The following is a 15,051-nucleotide window of genomic DNA, read 5'->3' on the forward strand; positions in this document are numbered from 1 at the left end:
ATGCTGCGACGCCAGGCCCTCAAACTCGGTAGCGTATTGCTCAGCGCCCTGACCCTGGGCGGTTGGAGCCTGCTGCGCAACAAAGGCAGCGAACCCTTGCTGCTGTCGGCGCGTGACGATGGCGACGGCAGGCATTATGCGGTCGGGTTCCGCCTGGACGGCACCCAGGTGTTCAGCACCCAGGTCGCCCAGCGTTGCCATGCCATCATCAACCACCCCGAGCTGCCGATCGCCCTGTTCGTCGCCCGTCGCCCCGGCACCGAAAGCTACCTGGTCGACCTGCGCGACGGGCGCCTGCTGCAGACCGTCACCTCGCAACCGAACCGGCACTTCTATGGCCATGCGGTGATCCACAAGGGTGGCGAATGGCTGTATGCCACCGAGAACGACACCACCGACCCAGGCCGTGGCGTGCTCGGCGTCTACCGCTTCGAGGGTGAACGCCTGGTGCACACCGGCGAGATCCCGACCCATGGCATCGGCCCACATGAAGTGGCCTGGCTACCGGACGGCGAGACCCTGGTCGTGGCCAACGGCGGTATCCGCACCGAGGCCGAAAGCCGGGTCGAGATGAACCTCGACGCCATGCAGCCGAGCCTGGTACTGATGCAGCGCGACGGCACCCTGCTGAGCAAGGAAACCCTGGCCCAGCAGATGAACAGCGTGCGCCACCTGGCGGTGGGCGACGATGGCACCATCGCCACCTGCCAGCAATTCATGGGGGCTGCCGACGAGACCGCCGAGCTGCTGGCGATCAAACGCCCGGGTGAGCCGTTCAAGGCCTTCCCGGTAGCCGAGCGCCAGCTGCAGTCGATGGCCCAGTACACCGCCAGCGTCGCCATCCACAGCGACCTGCGCCTGGTGGCGCTGACCGCGCCGCGGGCCAACCGCCTGTTTGTCTGGGACCTGGACAGCGGCGCGGTGAAGCTCGACGCACCGATGCCCGATTGCGCCGGGGTCGGCGCGGTCAAGGATGGTTTTGTCGTCACCTCCGGGCAGGGCCGTTGCCGCTTCTACGACTGCCGCAAGGCCGAACTGATCGGGCAACCGATGGACCTGCCGTCCGGGTTCTGGGACAACCACCTGCACCTGGTCTGATCTACCGCCAGTACCGGCCTCTTCGCGGCTAGAGCCGCGATCGGGCCGGCACAGGCAATCCCCTCCCCCTTCTGCAATACTTCCCTGATCCGCACGTGGGCAGAATCGCCCGTTGTCGTGTCAAAACGAATAACAACCACGCATCCAAGGAACCGGACTTATGCTACGCCGCCGCATGCTCATCATGTTGGCCGTCGTTCTGCTGATCGTGCTGGCCCTGGGGGGATACAAAGGCTTCTCGATCTACAAACAGATCCAGATGTTCTCCGCCCCCCGGCCGCCCATCACCGTTGCCGCCGCCCCGGCCGAACAGCGCCAGTGGCAGGAGCGCCTGCCGGCCGTAGGCAGCCTGAAGGCATTGCAGGGCGTCGAGCTGAGCCTGGAAGTCGAAGGCATCGTCAAGGCCCTGTACTTCGACTCCGGGCAGAAGGTCAAAGCCGGGCAACCGCTGCTACAGCTCAACGACGACCAGGAAACCGCCCTGCTCGGCACCGCCCAGGCCGACCTGGGGCTGGCCAAGGTCGACTTCGGCCGCGGCAGCCAGCTGGTCGGCGATGCCGCCATTTCCCGCGGCGAGTTCGATCGCCTGTCCTCCCAGTACCGGCGCAACCAGGCAGTGGTCGAGCAGCTCAAGGCGCAGAAGATCAAGAAAAGCATCAACGCACCGTTCAATGGCACCATCGGCATTCGCCAGGTGGATATCGGCCAGTACCTGGCCGCCGGCACGGTGATCGCCACCCTGCAGGACCTGTCCAGCCTGTACGTCGACTTCAACGTACCGGAACAGGCGTTGCCGCACCTGAGCCTGGGCCAGCAGGTGCTGGTGCAGGTGGCGGCGTATCCGGGGCAGACGTTCCCGGCCAGCCTCAGCGCGATCAACCCCAAGGTCGATGAGAACACCCGCAACCTGCTGGTGCGCGCGACCCTGGCCAACCCGGACGACAAGCTGCTGCCCGGCATGTTCGCCAACCTGCTGATCCTGCTGCCCGACCCGCAGCCCCAGGTGGTCGTCCCGGAAAGCGCCATCACCTACACCCTTTACGGCAACTCGGTGTACGTCGCCACCGCGAAGAAGGACAAGGACGGCAACCCGGAAACCGACGACAACGGCCAGCCCCGGCTCAGCGCCGAACAACGCACCGTACAGACCGGCGAGCGCCGCGATGGCGTGGTGGTGGTCAGCAAGGGCCTCAAGGCCGGCGAACAGGTGGTCACCGCCGGGCAGCTCAAGCTGACCCCGGGTGCGCCCATCCGCATTGGCCAGGACAGCGCGCTCAAGCCCGAACAGGGCACACCGCGCACCGACTGAGCAGGAGGCAGGCATGGCGTTCACTGATCCGTTCATCCGCCGCCCGGTGCTGGCCAGCGTGGTCAGCCTGCTGATTTTGCTGCTCGGCTTCCAGGCCTGGAACAAACTGCAGATCCGCCAGTACCCGAAAATGGAAAACGCCCTGATCACGGTGACCACCGCCTACCCCGGGGCCAACGCCGAGACTATCCAGGGCTACATCACCCAGCCGCTGCAACAGAGCCTGGCCAGCGCCGAAGGCATCGACTACATGACCTCGGTCAGCCGGCAGAACTTCTCGGTGATTTCCATCTATGCACGCATCGGCGCCGACAGCGACCGCCTGTTCACCGAACTGCTGGCCAAGGCCAACGAAGTGCGCAACCAGCTGCCGCAGGACGCCGAAGACCCGGTCCTGAGCAAGGAAGCGGCCGATGCCTCGGCGCTGATGTACATCAGCTTCTACAGCAAGGAAATGAGCAACCCGCAGATCACCGACTACCTGTCGCGGGTGATCCAGCCCAAGCTGGCGACCCTGCCAGGCATGGCCGAGGCCGAGATCCTCGGCAACCAGGTGTTCGCCATGCGCATCTGGATCGACCCGGTGAAGCTGGCCGGCTTCGGCCTTGCGGCCACCGACGTGACCAATGCCGTACGCCGCTACAACTTCCTCTCGGCAGCAGGCGAGGTGAAGGGCGAGTACGTGGTCACCAGCATCAACGCCAGCACCGAGCTGAAGTCCGCCGAAGCCTTCGCCGCGCTGCCGCTCAAGGTGTCCGGTGACAGCCGGGTGCTGCTCGGCGACGTGGCACGGGTGGAGATGGGTGCGGAAAACTACGACACGGTCAGCTCGTTCGATGGTACGCCATCGGTCTACATCGGCATCAAGGCCACCCCGGCGGCCAACCCGCTGGACGTGATCAAGGAAGTGCGGCGCATCATGCCGGAGCTGGAAAGCCAGCTGCCGTCAGCGCTGAAGGTATCGATCGCCTACGACGCCACGCTGTTCATCCAGGCCTCCATCGACGAAGTGATCAAGACCTTGGGCGAAGCGGTGCTGATCGTCATCGTGGTGGTGTTCCTGTTCCTCGGTGCCCTGCGCTCAGTGCTGATCCCGGTGGTGACCATTCCGCTGTCGATGATCGGCGTGCTGTTCTTCATGCAGATGATGGGCTATTCGCTGAACCTGCTGACGTTGCTGGCGATGGTGCTGGCGATCGGCCTGGTGGTGGACGATGCCATCGTGGTGGTGGAGAACATCCACCGGCACATGGAGGAAGGCAAGTCACCCTTCGATGCAGCGCTGGAAGGCGCCCGGGAAATTGCCATGCCCGTGGTGTCGATGACCATCACCCTGGCGGCGGTCTACGCCCCCATCGGTTTTCTCACCGGGCTTACCGGCGCGCTGTTCAAGGAGTTTGCCCTGACCCTGGCTGGCGCGGTGGTCATCTCCGGCATTGTCGCCCTGACCTTGTCGCCGATGATGTGCGCCCTGCTGTTGCGCCAGGAGCAGAACCCCAGCGGCCTGGCCCATCGCCTCGACGTGCTGTTCGAAGGCCTCAAGGTCCGCTACCAGCGCCTGCTGCACGCCACCCTCGACAGCCGCCCGGTGGTGCTGGTGTTCGCCGTGATCATCCTGTGCCTGATCCCGGTGCTGCTCAAGTTCACCCAGAACGAACTGGCGCCCAACGAAGACCAGGGCGTGATCTTCATGATGAGCAGCTCGCCGCAGCCGGCCAACCTCGACTACCTGAACGCCTACACCGACCAGTTCACCCCGCTGTTCAAGAGCTTCCCCGAGTACTATTCGTCGTTCCAGATCAACGGCTTCAACGGTGTGCAGAGCGGCATCGGCGGCTTCCTGCTCAAGCCCTGGAACGAACGCAAGCGCACGCAGATGGAGCTGCTACCGCTGGTCCAGGCCAAGCTCGAACAGATCGGCGGGCTGCAGATCTTCGGTTTCAACCTGCCTTCATTGCCGGGCACCGGTGAGGGCCTGCCGTTCCAGTTCGTGATCAACACCGCCGGCGACTACCCTGCCCTGCTGGAAGTCGCCCAGCGGGTCAAGCAACGGGCCCAGGAATCGGGCAAGTTCGCCTTCCTCGACATCGACCTGGCTTTCGACAAACCCGAAGTGGTCGTCGACATCGACCGGGCCAAGGCAGCGCAGATGGGCGTTTCGATGGATGCGCTGGGCGGCACCCTGGCCACCCTGCTGGGCGAGGCGGAAATCAACCGTTTCACCCTCGAGGGCCGCAGCTACAAGGTAATTGCCCAGGTCGAGCGGCCTTATCGGGACAACGCCGGCTGGCTGAACAACTACTACGTGAAGAACGAACAAGGGCAGTTGCTGCCCTTGTCGACCCTGATCACCCTCAGTGACCGCGCGCGCCCCCGCCAGCTCAACCAGTTCCAGCAATTGAACTCGGCGATCATCCAGGGGGTGCCGATGGTCAGCATTGGCGAGGCGTTGCAGACGGTACGCGAGATCGCCCGGGAAGAGGCACCGGAGGGCTTCGCCTTCGACTATGCCGGCACGGCAAGGCAGTACGTGCAAGAAGGCAGCGCACTGTGGGTGACCTTTGGCCTGGCGCTGGCGATCATCTTCCTGGTGCTGGCCGCGCAATTCGAGAGTTTCCGCGACCCGCTGGTGATTCTGGTGACCGTGCCGCTGTCGATCTGTGGTGCCCTGCTACCGCTGTTCCTGGGCATTTCCAGCATGAACATCTACACCCAGGTGGGGCTGGTGACGTTGATCGGTCTGATCAGCAAGCACGGCATCCTGATCGTCGAGTTCGCCAACCAGTTGCGCGAGGAAAAGGGCTTGAACGTTCGCCAGGCCATCGAGGAAGCGGCCGCCATTCGCCTGCGGCCGGTACTGATGACCACGGCGGCGATGGTATTCGGCATGGTGCCGCTGATTCTGGCCTCCGGGGCCGGCGCGGTGAGCCGGTTCGATATCGGCACGGTGATTGCCACCGGGATGTCGATCGGGACCTTGTTTACCCTCTTTGTGCTGCCTTGCATCTACACCCTGCTGGCACACAAGTCGGCTACCAAGGATGCTGTCGTCGCCTGATCCGGCCTCTTCGCGGGTAAACCCGCTCCCACAGGTACCGCACAGTGCTCAAAGGCCGCTAAGGGCCAGCAAGGCATACACAAAAACAAAGGCCTCGCGATTGCGAGGCCTTCATCTTGCTCGAGCTGTATCAGCCAAACGGCCGTAGCCCCTGGCGCATGCCGAACAGGAACAGCAACAGGTCCTGATCCGGTTGGGCCTGGCTCTGCTGTGCCTTGACCTCACGCGGCACCGCGCACTGGTCTGGCTTGCTGAATACCACAGGCCGTGGCTCTTCCCAGGCCGCTACCGCCGCCGTGGTCACAGCCAACCCAGCCACCAGGAACAAAGCTCGAGCGATTTCTAGTTTCATTGCCCTAACCCTTTGACAGCGCTGCCAAACGCCATCTGGTAAAAATAGAGCAGCGTTTGCCATTCCGTGTCATTTAGCGACGAGTGGCGGCGCAGCTGGCGCAGGTCGTTACCCGCAGCCCGCTGACAGCTGATGCGTCGTCGGCACTTTTCCAGGTCCAGGAGTGCTACTTCGACGCGGGCCTGCTCACCCTCGCCGATGACCTTGATGAAGACGTGCTTGCCGTACAAGCAGCCATGCTGCCAGTGGCCCAGGTGCATGCGCGCCAGGTTGTCCGCCAGGTCCTTGAGCATGCGTTCATGCACTACCTGAGGATAGCGCTCGCGCGCGCCTTCGGCGTGCCACGTGTCGAGTTCGACAAAGCCGTCCAGCGCCTCGCTGACCAGCAGCGCGCGCCATTGATGCTCGGGGTCACGCTCGGCACCACAAAACACGATGCGCGGCACGCGAACACCCAGTTGCTCGAAGCTGTTCAGCGCATCGAGTTCGCGCAGGACGGTCGGCCTGCCGAATGGGTGCAACAGGCTACGATAGATATGGCCAACCTGACGCTTGGCATACAGCACCTTGCCGTTGCCATCGCTCAGCCGTTGCACACCACTTTCACCACCGCGCCGCTGGTTGGGTTCCTCGACCCATTCACCCTGCTGGCGCCAGTAATAATCGAACCGCGACTCCCCATTTTGGGCTACAGCCATCAAACACTACCCCTTACGCAATACATATACCCGCCACATGGCATAGAACGGCAGGAAGTCGAGGTGTTCCTGGATTCTGAAGCCGGCGGCCTTGAATTCTGCTTCAACCGTTTCTGCCGGTAACACGAAACGGTTCTGATAGGCGCCCTGCTCGGCCTTGGCACTGCGCTTCTGCTCGAGCTTCTGGCGGCGCCAGGCCTTGAAGTTACCGTCCACCCACAATGACAGGATTACACTGTCACGGCTAACCCTTTGAAACTCGTCAAGAATGGTCTTGCGGTGAGCCGACTCGCCAATATGGTGGAACAGCCGCATGCAGAAGATGCTGTCGACCGAATTATCCGGCAAGTCGATCGCGAATGCCGATGTCTGCAAAGGGCGTACCCGCGCCACCACCTCTGGCGGTTGCGCGGCACAGGCCGTCTGGATCATCGCTTCCGAGTTGTCGGCACCGATGATGACCCGGTTCGGCTTTTCCGCCAACAGCGGCCAGAAACGGCCAGCGCCGCAGGGCAAGTCGAGGACCAGACCCGGCTCTCCGGCCAGCGCCAGGGCACGACGAGCCAGCTGCTCGTCACGCTTGTGGGACAGGCGACGGGCGAGTCCATCCTGGTGCTTGAGGAAGTACTCCTTGGCATGTTGCTGGTCGTACTTCTCGGAAAATTCGAGTTTGATCGGGCTACGCATCGGACATCTCCAGTTTCCAATGCGCTTACCTTAGGTATCGGATCGTTGGAAACAGGTCATGCCAATGTGAAAATAATGTCACGAACCTGTAGCTATGTTTCATCTTGTTACTGCGTGGGATCGGTCTTTTCCGCGCTCTGGCTCAGGTCTACCTGGAAGCGGCAGCCATGCGGTGCCGTCGCGGTCAGCGTCACTCGCCAGCCCTGGTCGTCGCAGATCCTCTGCACCAGCGACAGGCCCAGGCCAAGGCCCTCTCCACGCCGCTCCTCGCCACGCACGAACGGCTGGAACATTGCTTCGCGTTGCTCCTCCGGAATCCCCACGCCACTGTCCTCGACACTGAAGCCGTTGAGCTCCAGGCTCAGGCGGATATAACCGCTGTCTGTGTAATGCGCGGCATTGCGCAACAGGTTGCCCATCACCGAGTGCAGGAACGTGGCGTTGTACAGCAAAGGGCCTGCACTGACCTGGCCATCGTAGTAGAGCGTCAGGCCCTTTTGCTCGATGGTATCGCGCCACACCCCGGTCAGGTCGTCGGCGACTTCACGCAGCGTTGCCTGGGACGCCACCGCCCCCTGGTCACGTTGGGCACGGGCGAGCATGAGGAAGGTCTTGACCAGCTCGCGCATCTCTTCCGTGGCACGGGCGATACGTTCCACCTGGCTGCGAGAACGGGTATCCAGATTGGGGTTTTCCATCAGCAGTTCGCACGAAGTGGCCAGCACCATCAGCGGCGTTCGCAGCTCATGGCTGACATCGCTGGTGAACAAGCGCTCGCGGGTCAGGGCGTCGCGCAGCCGGCCCAGGGTATCGTCGAACGCTACCGCCAGCTGGCCGACTTCGTCGGCCGCGTAGTCCGGTGCCAGCGGCGGCGCCAGGCCAAGCAACTGATCACGATGGCGAACCTGTCGTGCCAGGCGGATGACCGGTGCCATCACCCTGCGCGCCAACAGCCAGCCGAGCACCACCGCCAGCACCAGGCTGAGCACGAAACCCACCACCACGACGGCAAACAGCACGCGCTCGCGCTCTTCGAAATCGCTCTGGTCCTGCAGCAGTACATAGCGGCGACCATCGACGATCTCGACCATCGCGTGGTAGGACAGCTGGTCGCGAAACACCTCATGGAAGCCGACATCGAGGCGGCGCAGGTCCTTGGGCAGCTCGAAATCATCGCGCCCGCCACTGAAATAGAACAGCTGGTCAGGCCGTGGCCGATGGCTCCAGTCACTGACGCTGTCCATGCGCAGCAAGCGCTGCAGATCGCCGCCGAGCACCGATGAGATCAGGCGCTCTTCGACCAGGTGCACGGTGGCGACGATGCCGAAGGCGAAGGCACCGGCCACCAGCGCGCTCATCAACGCAAAGGCGATGATGATGCGCTGGGCAAGGCTCTGCTTAAACTCCATCGCGGCCCTCGGCGAGGCGATAGCCGACGCCATGCACGGTGTGCAACAGAGGTTTTTCGAACGGTTTGTCGATCACCTGGCGCAGCTGGTGCACATGGCTGCGCAGGCTGTCGCTGTCAGGGCAGTCATCGCCCCACAGGGCTTCTTCCAGCACCTCGCGGCGCAGCACGTGCGGGCTCTTCTGCATCAACACGGCGAGCAGTTTGAGGCCGACCGGGTTGAGCTTGAGCAGGCGACCCTGGCGGGTCACTTCGAGGGTATCGAGGTCGTAGCTCAAGTCCGCGACCTGCAGGGTACGGCGGCCGCCGCCCTGGGCCCGGCGCAGCACCGCTTCGATGCGCGCGGCCAACTCGGACAAGGCAAACGGCTTGAGCAGGTAATCATCGGCACCGGAGCGGAAGCCCTGCAGGCGATCGTCCAGCTGGTCGCGGGCCGTCAGCATGATCACCGGGGTATCCCGGCGGGCATCCTCACGCAGACGCTTGCACAGGGTATAGCCGTCGATACCGGGCAGCATGATGTCGAGCACGATCAGGTCGTAGTGCTCGGTGGCGGCCAGGTGCAGGCCTGAGAGGCCGTCCTGGGCGCAGTCGACGGTGTAGCCTTTCATGCCCAGGTAATCGGCAAGGTTGGCAAGAATGTCGCGGTTGTCTTCAACCAAAAGAATACGCATCGGGTTCTCCTGTGCGGCGCTTCGCTAGGGTGCGCGGCAGGCGCAGCTTAAGGCCATCGCCGGTACTGTGCCAGCCCTTGGGCAAATTCAGCGAACTTGACAGTTTTTTCACTGATCCTTCACGGACAGAGGATAGCGGGCGCATGACAATGCCCGGTCTTTTTACCCCCTGGAGTCGTCATGCAACAACGCACTCGTCCGCGTCCGATCAATCTCTGGCTATATCTGGGCATACCTCTGGCTATCGCCGTGGCCTTGCTTCTGCTGGAACTGACTTCGCTCGACATGGACGTCGCCAACCTGTTCTTCGACCCTGTTGCCGGGCAGTTCATCGGCCGTCACAGTTACCTGCTGGAAACCGTGATGCATGACCGGGTCAAGCAAGGCGTGATCCTGCTCGGGCTGATTTCCCTGGTCGCGTTCGCCTCGAGCTTCTTCTGGAAGCGTCTGTTCAGCTGGCGCCGCGAGCTGGGTTGCCTGGTTCTGGCGTTGGGGCTGTCGACGGCCTTCGTCACGCCGCTGAAGAAGGTGACCCAGGTGCAATGCCCGTGGAGCCTGACCCAGTTCGGCGGCAAGGAAACCTACAGCAAGCTGCTGGAACACCGCCCGGCGACCGACAAACCTGGCCTGTGCTGGCCGGGCGGGCATGCCGCCACCGGTTTCTGCCTGTTCGGCCTGTTCTTCATGCTGCGTGACCGCCGGCCGAAACTGGCGCGGGTGGCGTTCGTGGTGACCCTGCTGGCCGGCTCGGCGCTGGGGCTGGGGCGGATGCTGCAGGGCGCGCACTTCCTGTCGCATAACGTATGGACGGGGGTGTTCTGTTGGTTGATCGGCCTGGGCTCGTATTACCTGGTGCTGTATCGCAGGGGCATGGCCGAGGCGCCCGCTGCTGAACATAGCATTGCCTGACAGAGGGGCCGCTTTGCGGCCCCAGTGGCCGGCACCGGAAAACGAAAAAGCCCCGCACTAGGCGGGGCTTTTTCTTGTCGCAGGGGGTAAGGCTGGCTTACATCATGCCGCCCATGCCACCCATGCCGCCCATGTCAGGCATGCCAGCAGCTGGCTTGTCTTCCGGCAGGTCGGCAACCATGGCTTCGGTGGTGATCATCAGACCGCCGATCGAAGCTGCGGCTTGCAGAGCCGAACGGGTGACCTTGGCTGGGTCGAGGATACCCATCTCGATCATGTCGCCGTATTCGCCGGTAGCGGCGTTGTAGCCGAAGTTGCCCGAACCTTGCTTGACCTTGTCAGCGACAACGCTTGGCTCGTCGCCGGCGTTGGCAGTGATCTGGCGCAGCGGAGCTTCTACAGCGCGACGCAGCAGGGCGATACCGACGTTCTGGTCTTCGTTGTCGCCTTTGAGGTCGGCAATGGCAGCCAGGGAGCGAACCAGGGCTACACCACCGCCAGGCACCACGCCTTCTTCGACGGCTGCACGGGTAGCGTGCAGGGCGTCTTCAACGCGGGCTTTCTTCTCTTTCATTTCAACTTCGGTGCCAGCACCGACCTTGATCACGGCAACACCGCCAGCCAGCTTGGCCAGACGCTCTTGCAGCTTCTCACGGTCGTAGTCGGAGGACGTTTCTTCGATCTGGGCACGGATCTGCTTGACGCGTGCTTCGATGTCGGCGTCAACGCCAGCACCGTCGATGATGGTGGTGTTTTCCTTGGACAGGATGACGCGCTTGGCGTTACCCAGGTGCTCCAGGGTGGTGGTTTCCAGGGTCAGGCCGATTTCTTCGGAGATGACCTGGCCGCCGGTCAGGACGGCGATGTCCTGCAGCATGGCCTTGCGGCGGTCGCCGAAGCCCGGTGCCTTGACCGCGGCAACCTTGACGATACCGCGCATGTTGTTGACCACCAGGGTAGCCAGGGCTTCGCCTTCGACGTCTTCGGCAACGATCAGCAGAGGACGGCCGGCTTTGGCAACGGCTTCCAGAACTGGCAGCAGTTCACGGATGTTGGAGATCTTCTTGTCGACCAGCAGCAGCAGCGGGCCTTCCAGCTCGGCAACCATGGTGTCCGGCTTGTTGACGAAGTACGGCGACAGGTAGCCGCGGTCGAACTGCATGCCTTCTACAACCGACAGTTCGTTTTCCAGGCCCGAGCCTTCTTCAACGGTGATCACGCCTTCTTTACCGACTTTTTCCATGGCTTCGGCAATGATTTCACCGATGGAGTTGTCGGAGTTGGCGGAGATGGTACCTACCTGGGCGATGGCCTTGGAGTCGGCGCATGGCTTGGACAGGTTCTTCAGCTCGGCGACAACGGCGGCGGTGGCCTTGTCGATACCGCGCTTCAGGTCCATCGGGTTCATGCCGGCAGCGACGGCTTTCAGGCCTTCGTTGACGATGGCCTGAGCCAGAACGGTAGCGGTGGTGGTGCCGTCACCGGCAGCGTCGTTGGCCTTGGAAGCCACTTCCTTGACCAGCTGGGCGCCCATGTTTTCGAAGGCGTCTTTCAGCTCGATTTCTTTGGCGACGGAAACGCCGTCCTTGGTGATGGTCGGAGCGCCGAAGCTCTTGGCCAGCACTACGTTACGACCTTTCGGGCCGAGGGTCGCTTTTACCGCGTCAGCCAGAACGTTGACACCAACCAGCATTTTCTTACGGGCGGAATCGCCGAATTTTACGTCTTTAGCAGCCATGATCGTTTAATCCTTGGAATACTTTGGAGTAACGGGAAGTCGGGTGAAATCAGCCTTCGATAACGGCGAGGATTTCGTTCTCGGCCATGACCAGCAGGTCTTCGCCATCGACTTTCACGGTGTTGCTGCCCGAGTAAGGGCCGAAAACCACTTTGTCGCCGACTTTAACGGCCAGCGCACGAACTTCGCCGTTTTCCAGGACGCGACCAGTGCCAACTGCAACGACTTCGCCGCGGTTTGGTTTTTCTGCGGCCGAACCCGGCAGGACGATACCGCCAGCGGTTTTCGATTCTTCTTCGCTGCGACGGATGACTACACGGTCATGCAGAGGACGAAGCTTCATTGTCGATCTCTCCCAAATAGTGGTTTTTGTCGGCCGGTATCGAAACCGGCGGGTTAATGCAATCCGGCGTTGCCGGGGATGGTCCGCAAAGAGCGAACCACCTGTGTCATGACTGGTGTTACCACCAGAAACCTTACGGTGACCACATACATGAGGCCGCCATATTCAATTACAAGGCTTGAGATGCAAAAATTTTCAGACACTTGAAAAACACCGGGGCCGCTTGTGCGGCCCCGGGGGATTATGGGTTTGCCTATTTGTCGCGGCGCTCGTACTCGCCTTCGATCACGTTCGGGCGATGGCCGCCATCACGCGGCTGTGCTTGGAATGGGTCGTCCTGGAACGCGCGCTGGCGCATGGCCTGGGCTTCGGCACGCTCGCTCATCTTGCGGGCCGCCAGGTGGCGGGTGAATGGCAGCAGGCACAGCAGGCCCAGCACGTCGCTGATGAAGCCTGGCAGCAGCAGCAAACCACCACCCACGGCCAGCATCAGGCCCTGGAACATGTCCTCGGCGGGCAGTTCGCCACGCTGCAGGCTTTCACGGGCACGCAGCGCGGTGGCCAGGCCTGCCACACGGACCACCAGCACACCGAGGGCGGAGCCGGCGATGATCAGCAACAGCGCCGGAAAGAAACCGATCGCGGCGCTGACCTTGACGAAGACGAACAGCTCCAGCACCGGGAACAATAGAAACAGCAGTAGAAAAGCACGCATCAAAGCATTCCTCGTTGGAAGAAACCCTTCCTGTAAGACCCACAGATGGATGCGTGCGCTCGGGATTTCAAGCCTCGACTTCAGACGCGGTCGGCCATTGGTCGGCGCGCGCCAGCAAAACCAAGGCTTCGCGCACTTGTGTCGGCGTGTTGCAAGAAGCAGGGAACGCTAGCCAGTAGATGCCCTGGCCGATTCGCAGGTGCATGCCTTCACTGTCGATGCCGACCATCTGTGCCGGTACGTTGCGCGGCAGGTCGGTCAGCGCTACGTAATGGGCGATGGCATTGGCATGGTCGCTGTTCATGTGCTCGATCATGCTCGCCTCGGCCTTGCCCGCGAACGGATTGGCCAAGGTCACCTGGTCGAGCCAGTGGATGGCACCGAAACCGCCAATGTAGCGATGGCGCACTGGCTGCAGGACCCAGAAATCGAAGTCATGGGCCTTGTGGTAATTGGCCGCGTCAGGGAAATAACGGTAGTAGCGTTCGGCCGCCGCCTCGATGGCCGCGTCGTCGGCCAGCTTGTGCGCCTCGGCCATGACCGTCAGGCGGCCAACGGCCTGCACATCCTCAGCCTCACGCTCACCCACCAGCAGCGAGCACTTGGGGTCCTTGAGCAGGTTGTGGGTGTGCTGGGCGATGCGGCTGATCAGGATCAGTGGATTGCCCTCGGCATCCAGGCAGTAGGGCACCACCGAACCGAACGGGAAGCCCGGCATGGACTTGGAATGGGTCGAGAGCACGCCGCGGTATTCCTTGAGCAGCAGTTCCCGAGCGGGGCGGATGGCGTTGGTACTCACTTGAGCGCGGCTCCTGGATACGGACTGGATGGGTGACAAGATAAGCATTATCAGATCCAGTGCCAATGGGGCCAATGCGCGGCCCCTCGCCGGCAAGTGTGACTCACACAGGCAACTCACAGGCCTCATGGACTGGGAGCCGTGCTTGCCGGCGAAAGGGGCGCAAAGCGCCCCGGCGATTTACCAGGTCACACCGAAGCCGGCGGTATAGCGGGTCTTGTCCAGGTCGCTGTCGCGCGTACCGGTGATGATGTCCTTCTCCGCCTTGAGGTTGAGCGAGGCCCATTCGGTGACCTTGTAGCGCAGCCCCACCTCGGCATCCAGCGAGTAGTCGGCCACGCCGCCCAGCGGCTTGGCAAACTCGCCATTGGTGAACAGCTGGACGTTCTTGCCGATCAGGTAGCGGGTGTAGTCCCACTTCACCGCCGCCGAATAGAAGTTGTCCTTGGCACCGTCCTGGTACTCGAAATCGGTGCGGTTGATCAGCGAGCCCAGGGAGAACGCGCCCAGCTCGTCGTCCCAGAACTGGTAGCCAGGGCCAGTACCGACCGTGCGCTGGCGGGCCAGGTCCTCGATGCGGTCGCGCTTGTACTCCATGCGCCCCTGCCAGAACCACTTCTCGGTAATGAAGCGGTCGAGCGCGTACTCGGCGCTCCAGTTGTCGGTGGTGGTGACGTCGTCCTTGCTCTCGCGGTTGTATTCGCCTTCGGCATTGTGCCGCCAGCGGCCGTGACGGGCGGTGGTCTTGAAGTCGACATCGTAGTCATCGCTGTCGGTCTCGGCGCGCTTGTAGTCCATGGCCACGTCGACGTTGCCCTTCCAGATGAAGTCTTCGACCAGCGGCTTGGGCTTCATGATCTGCTGGACACTGGCCAGGTCGACCGTCTTCGGTGCATCGCCATTGGCTAGCGTCACCTTGCCTGGCTCGGCGGCCTTGAGCGACTTTGCCTTCTCGCCCGAGTAGGCGTCCTGCTTCACCAGCAGCTCCTGATCACTCTCGAGGGTCTGGACCTGCTTCCAGTCCAGCGAGATCGAACCACCATACGGAGTCTCGAGCAGCAACTTGCCACCGTCGAAAACACGAATCTTGCCGCTGAGCCTATCGCCGTTCTTCATCCACACGGTGTCGGCGTATGCCGGGGCGGCGCACAAGGAAACGGTCAACAGGCAAAGCAAGGATCTAGAATACATAAGCGCGCTACAGGTTCGATTTGTCGAAAAAAGCCGGGCATTATCCAGATACCGACGACCAGAGCAAGGACA

At 62.4% G+C, this 15,051-nt stretch carries 14 protein-coding genes; 4 read left to right on the top strand and 10 right to left on the bottom strand.

Annotated elements, in window-relative coordinates:
- From OCX61_RS22460 to OCX61_RS22470, 3 genes are all read left to right on the top strand, one after another.
- Positions 1-1,098, top strand: a complete 1,098-nt coding sequence (locus OCX61_RS22460) for a DUF1513 domain-containing protein (RefSeq protein WP_261941443.1) — start codon at positions 1-3, stop codon at positions 1,096-1,098.
- 160 nt (positions 1,099-1,258) lie between these two features.
- The gene (locus OCX61_RS22465) at positions 1,259-2,407 is read left to right on the top strand and encodes an efflux RND transporter periplasmic adaptor subunit (protein WP_261941444.1); all 1,149 of its coding nucleotides are present in this window, start codon (positions 1,259-1,261) and stop codon (positions 2,405-2,407) included.
- A 13-nt stretch (positions 2,408-2,420) separates the two neighbouring features.
- On the top strand, positions 2,421-5,465 hold the full coding sequence (locus OCX61_RS22470; RefSeq protein ID WP_261941445.1) for a multidrug efflux RND transporter permease subunit: 3,045 nt from the start codon (positions 2,421-2,423) through the stop codon (positions 5,463-5,465).
- Between the two features lie 130 nt (positions 5,466-5,595).
- On the opposite strand, the gene OCX61_RS22475 is transcribed toward OCX61_RS22470, so the two are convergent.
- From OCX61_RS22475 to colR, 5 genes are all read right to left on the bottom strand, one after another.
- Positions 5,596-5,817, bottom strand: a complete 222-nt coding sequence (locus OCX61_RS22475) for a hypothetical protein (RefSeq protein WP_261941446.1) — start codon at positions 5,815-5,817, stop codon at positions 5,596-5,598.
- Positions 5,814-6,515, bottom strand: coding sequence for a lipopolysaccharide kinase InaA family protein (locus OCX61_RS22480; protein ID WP_261941447.1), 702 nt, complete (start codon positions 6,513-6,515; stop codon positions 5,814-5,816). Before OCX61_RS22480 ends, OCX61_RS22475 begins: the two co-directional genes overlap by 4 nt.
- A gap of 6 nt (positions 6,516-6,521) precedes the next feature.
- Positions 6,522-7,202: a class I SAM-dependent methyltransferase gene (locus tag OCX61_RS22485; protein ID WP_261941448.1), complete on the bottom strand. Its 681-nt coding sequence runs from the start codon at positions 7,200-7,202 to the stop codon at positions 6,522-6,524.
- A gap of 107 nt (positions 7,203-7,309) precedes the next feature.
- Positions 7,310-8,611 (bottom strand): sensor histidine kinase, encoded by a 1,302-nt coding sequence (locus tag OCX61_RS22490; RefSeq protein WP_261941449.1) that lies wholly within the window; start codon positions 8,609-8,611, stop codon positions 7,310-7,312.
- Positions 8,601-9,284 (bottom strand): two-component system response regulator ColR, encoded by a 684-nt coding sequence (gene colR, locus OCX61_RS22495; RefSeq protein WP_003255215.1) that lies wholly within the window; start codon positions 9,282-9,284, stop codon positions 8,601-8,603. Before colR ends, OCX61_RS22490 begins: the two co-directional genes overlap by 11 nt.
- A gap of 180 nt (positions 9,285-9,464) precedes the next feature.
- Between colR and OCX61_RS22500 the strand changes: the two genes are divergently transcribed.
- Entirely contained in the window at positions 9,465-10,193 is a 729-nt protein-coding gene (locus OCX61_RS22500; protein WP_261941450.1) for a phosphatase PAP2 family protein, read from the top strand.
- A gap of 97 nt (positions 10,194-10,290) precedes the next feature.
- Here OCX61_RS22500 and groL read toward each other — a convergent pair whose 3' ends face one another.
- The 5 genes from groL to OCX61_RS22525 all read right to left on the bottom strand — a co-directional run bounded on the left by groL (position 10,291) and on the right by OCX61_RS22525 (position 14,979).
- Entirely contained in the window at positions 10,291-11,931 is a 1,641-nt protein-coding gene (groL, locus tag OCX61_RS22505; RefSeq protein WP_261941451.1) for a chaperonin GroEL, read from the bottom strand.
- A gap of 49 nt (positions 11,932-11,980) precedes the next feature.
- Positions 11,981-12,274, bottom strand: a complete 294-nt coding sequence (locus tag OCX61_RS22510; RefSeq protein ID WP_009684394.1) for a co-chaperone GroES — start codon at positions 12,272-12,274, stop codon at positions 11,981-11,983.
- A 253-nt stretch (positions 12,275-12,527) separates the two neighbouring features.
- A complete protein-coding gene (locus OCX61_RS22515; RefSeq protein ID WP_261941452.1) occupies positions 12,528-12,989 on the bottom strand; it encodes an FxsA family protein in 462 nt (153 codons plus the stop codon).
- Positions 12,990-13,056: 67 nt separating this feature from the next.
- Positions 13,057-13,788, bottom strand: a complete 732-nt coding sequence (locus OCX61_RS22520) for a HugZ family pyridoxamine 5'-phosphate oxidase (RefSeq protein WP_261941453.1) — start codon at positions 13,786-13,788, stop codon at positions 13,057-13,059.
- Positions 13,789-13,968: 180 nt separating this feature from the next.
- On the bottom strand, positions 13,969-14,979 hold the full coding sequence (locus tag OCX61_RS22525) for a DUF481 domain-containing protein (RefSeq protein WP_261941454.1): 1,011 nt from the start codon (positions 14,977-14,979) through the stop codon (positions 13,969-13,971).
- Positions 14,980-15,051: the final 72 nt, after the last annotated feature.

Source organism: Pseudomonas sp. LRP2-20 (assembly GCF_024349685.1).
Taxonomy (GTDB): domain Bacteria; phylum Pseudomonadota; class Gammaproteobacteria; order Pseudomonadales; family Pseudomonadaceae; genus Aquipseudomonas.

What these genes read in the sequence shown, in the direction of transcription:
- OCX61_RS22460 (WP_261941443.1), top strand. Translation starts at nt 1, where the DNA reads ATGCTGCGACGCCAGGCCCTCAAACTCGGTAGCGTATTGCTCAGCGCC.
- OCX61_RS22465 (WP_261941444.1), top strand. Translation starts at nt 1,259, where the DNA reads ATGCTACGCCGCCGCATGCTCATCATGTTGGCCGTCGTTCTGCTGATC.
- OCX61_RS22470 (WP_261941445.1), top strand. Translation starts at nt 2,421, where the DNA reads ATGGCGTTCACTGATCCGTTCATCCGCCGCCCGGTGCTGGCCAGCGTG.
- OCX61_RS22475 (WP_261941446.1), bottom strand. Translation starts at nt 5,817, where the DNA reads ATGAAACTAGAAATCGCTCGAGCTTTGTTCCTGGTGGCTGGGTTGGCT.
- OCX61_RS22480 (WP_261941447.1), bottom strand. Translation starts at nt 6,515, where the DNA reads ATGGCTGTAGCCCAAAATGGGGAGTCGCGGTTCGATTATTACTGGCGC.
- OCX61_RS22485 (WP_261941448.1), bottom strand. Translation starts at nt 7,202, where the DNA reads ATGCGTAGCCCGATCAAACTCGAATTTTCCGAGAAGTACGACCAGCAA.
- OCX61_RS22490 (WP_261941449.1), bottom strand. Translation starts at nt 8,611, where the DNA reads ATGGAGTTTAAGCAGAGCCTTGCCCAGCGCATCATCATCGCCTTTGCG.
- colR (WP_003255215.1), bottom strand. Translation starts at nt 9,284, where the DNA reads ATGCGTATTCTTTTGGTTGAAGACAACCGCGACATTCTTGCCAACCTT.
- OCX61_RS22500 (WP_261941450.1), top strand. Translation starts at nt 9,465, where the DNA reads ATGCAACAACGCACTCGTCCGCGTCCGATCAATCTCTGGCTATATCTG.
- groL (WP_261941451.1), bottom strand. Translation starts at nt 11,931, where the DNA reads ATGGCTGCTAAAGACGTAAAATTCGGCGATTCCGCCCGTAAGAAAATG.
- OCX61_RS22510 (WP_009684394.1), bottom strand. Translation starts at nt 12,274, where the DNA reads ATGAAGCTTCGTCCTCTGCATGACCGTGTAGTCATCCGTCGCAGCGAA.
- OCX61_RS22515 (WP_261941452.1), bottom strand. Translation starts at nt 12,989, where the DNA reads ATGCGTGCTTTTCTACTGCTGTTTCTATTGTTCCCGGTGCTGGAGCTG.
- OCX61_RS22525 (WP_261941454.1), bottom strand. Translation starts at nt 14,979, where the DNA reads ATGTATTCTAGATCCTTGCTTTGCCTGTTGACCGTTTCCTTGTGCGCC.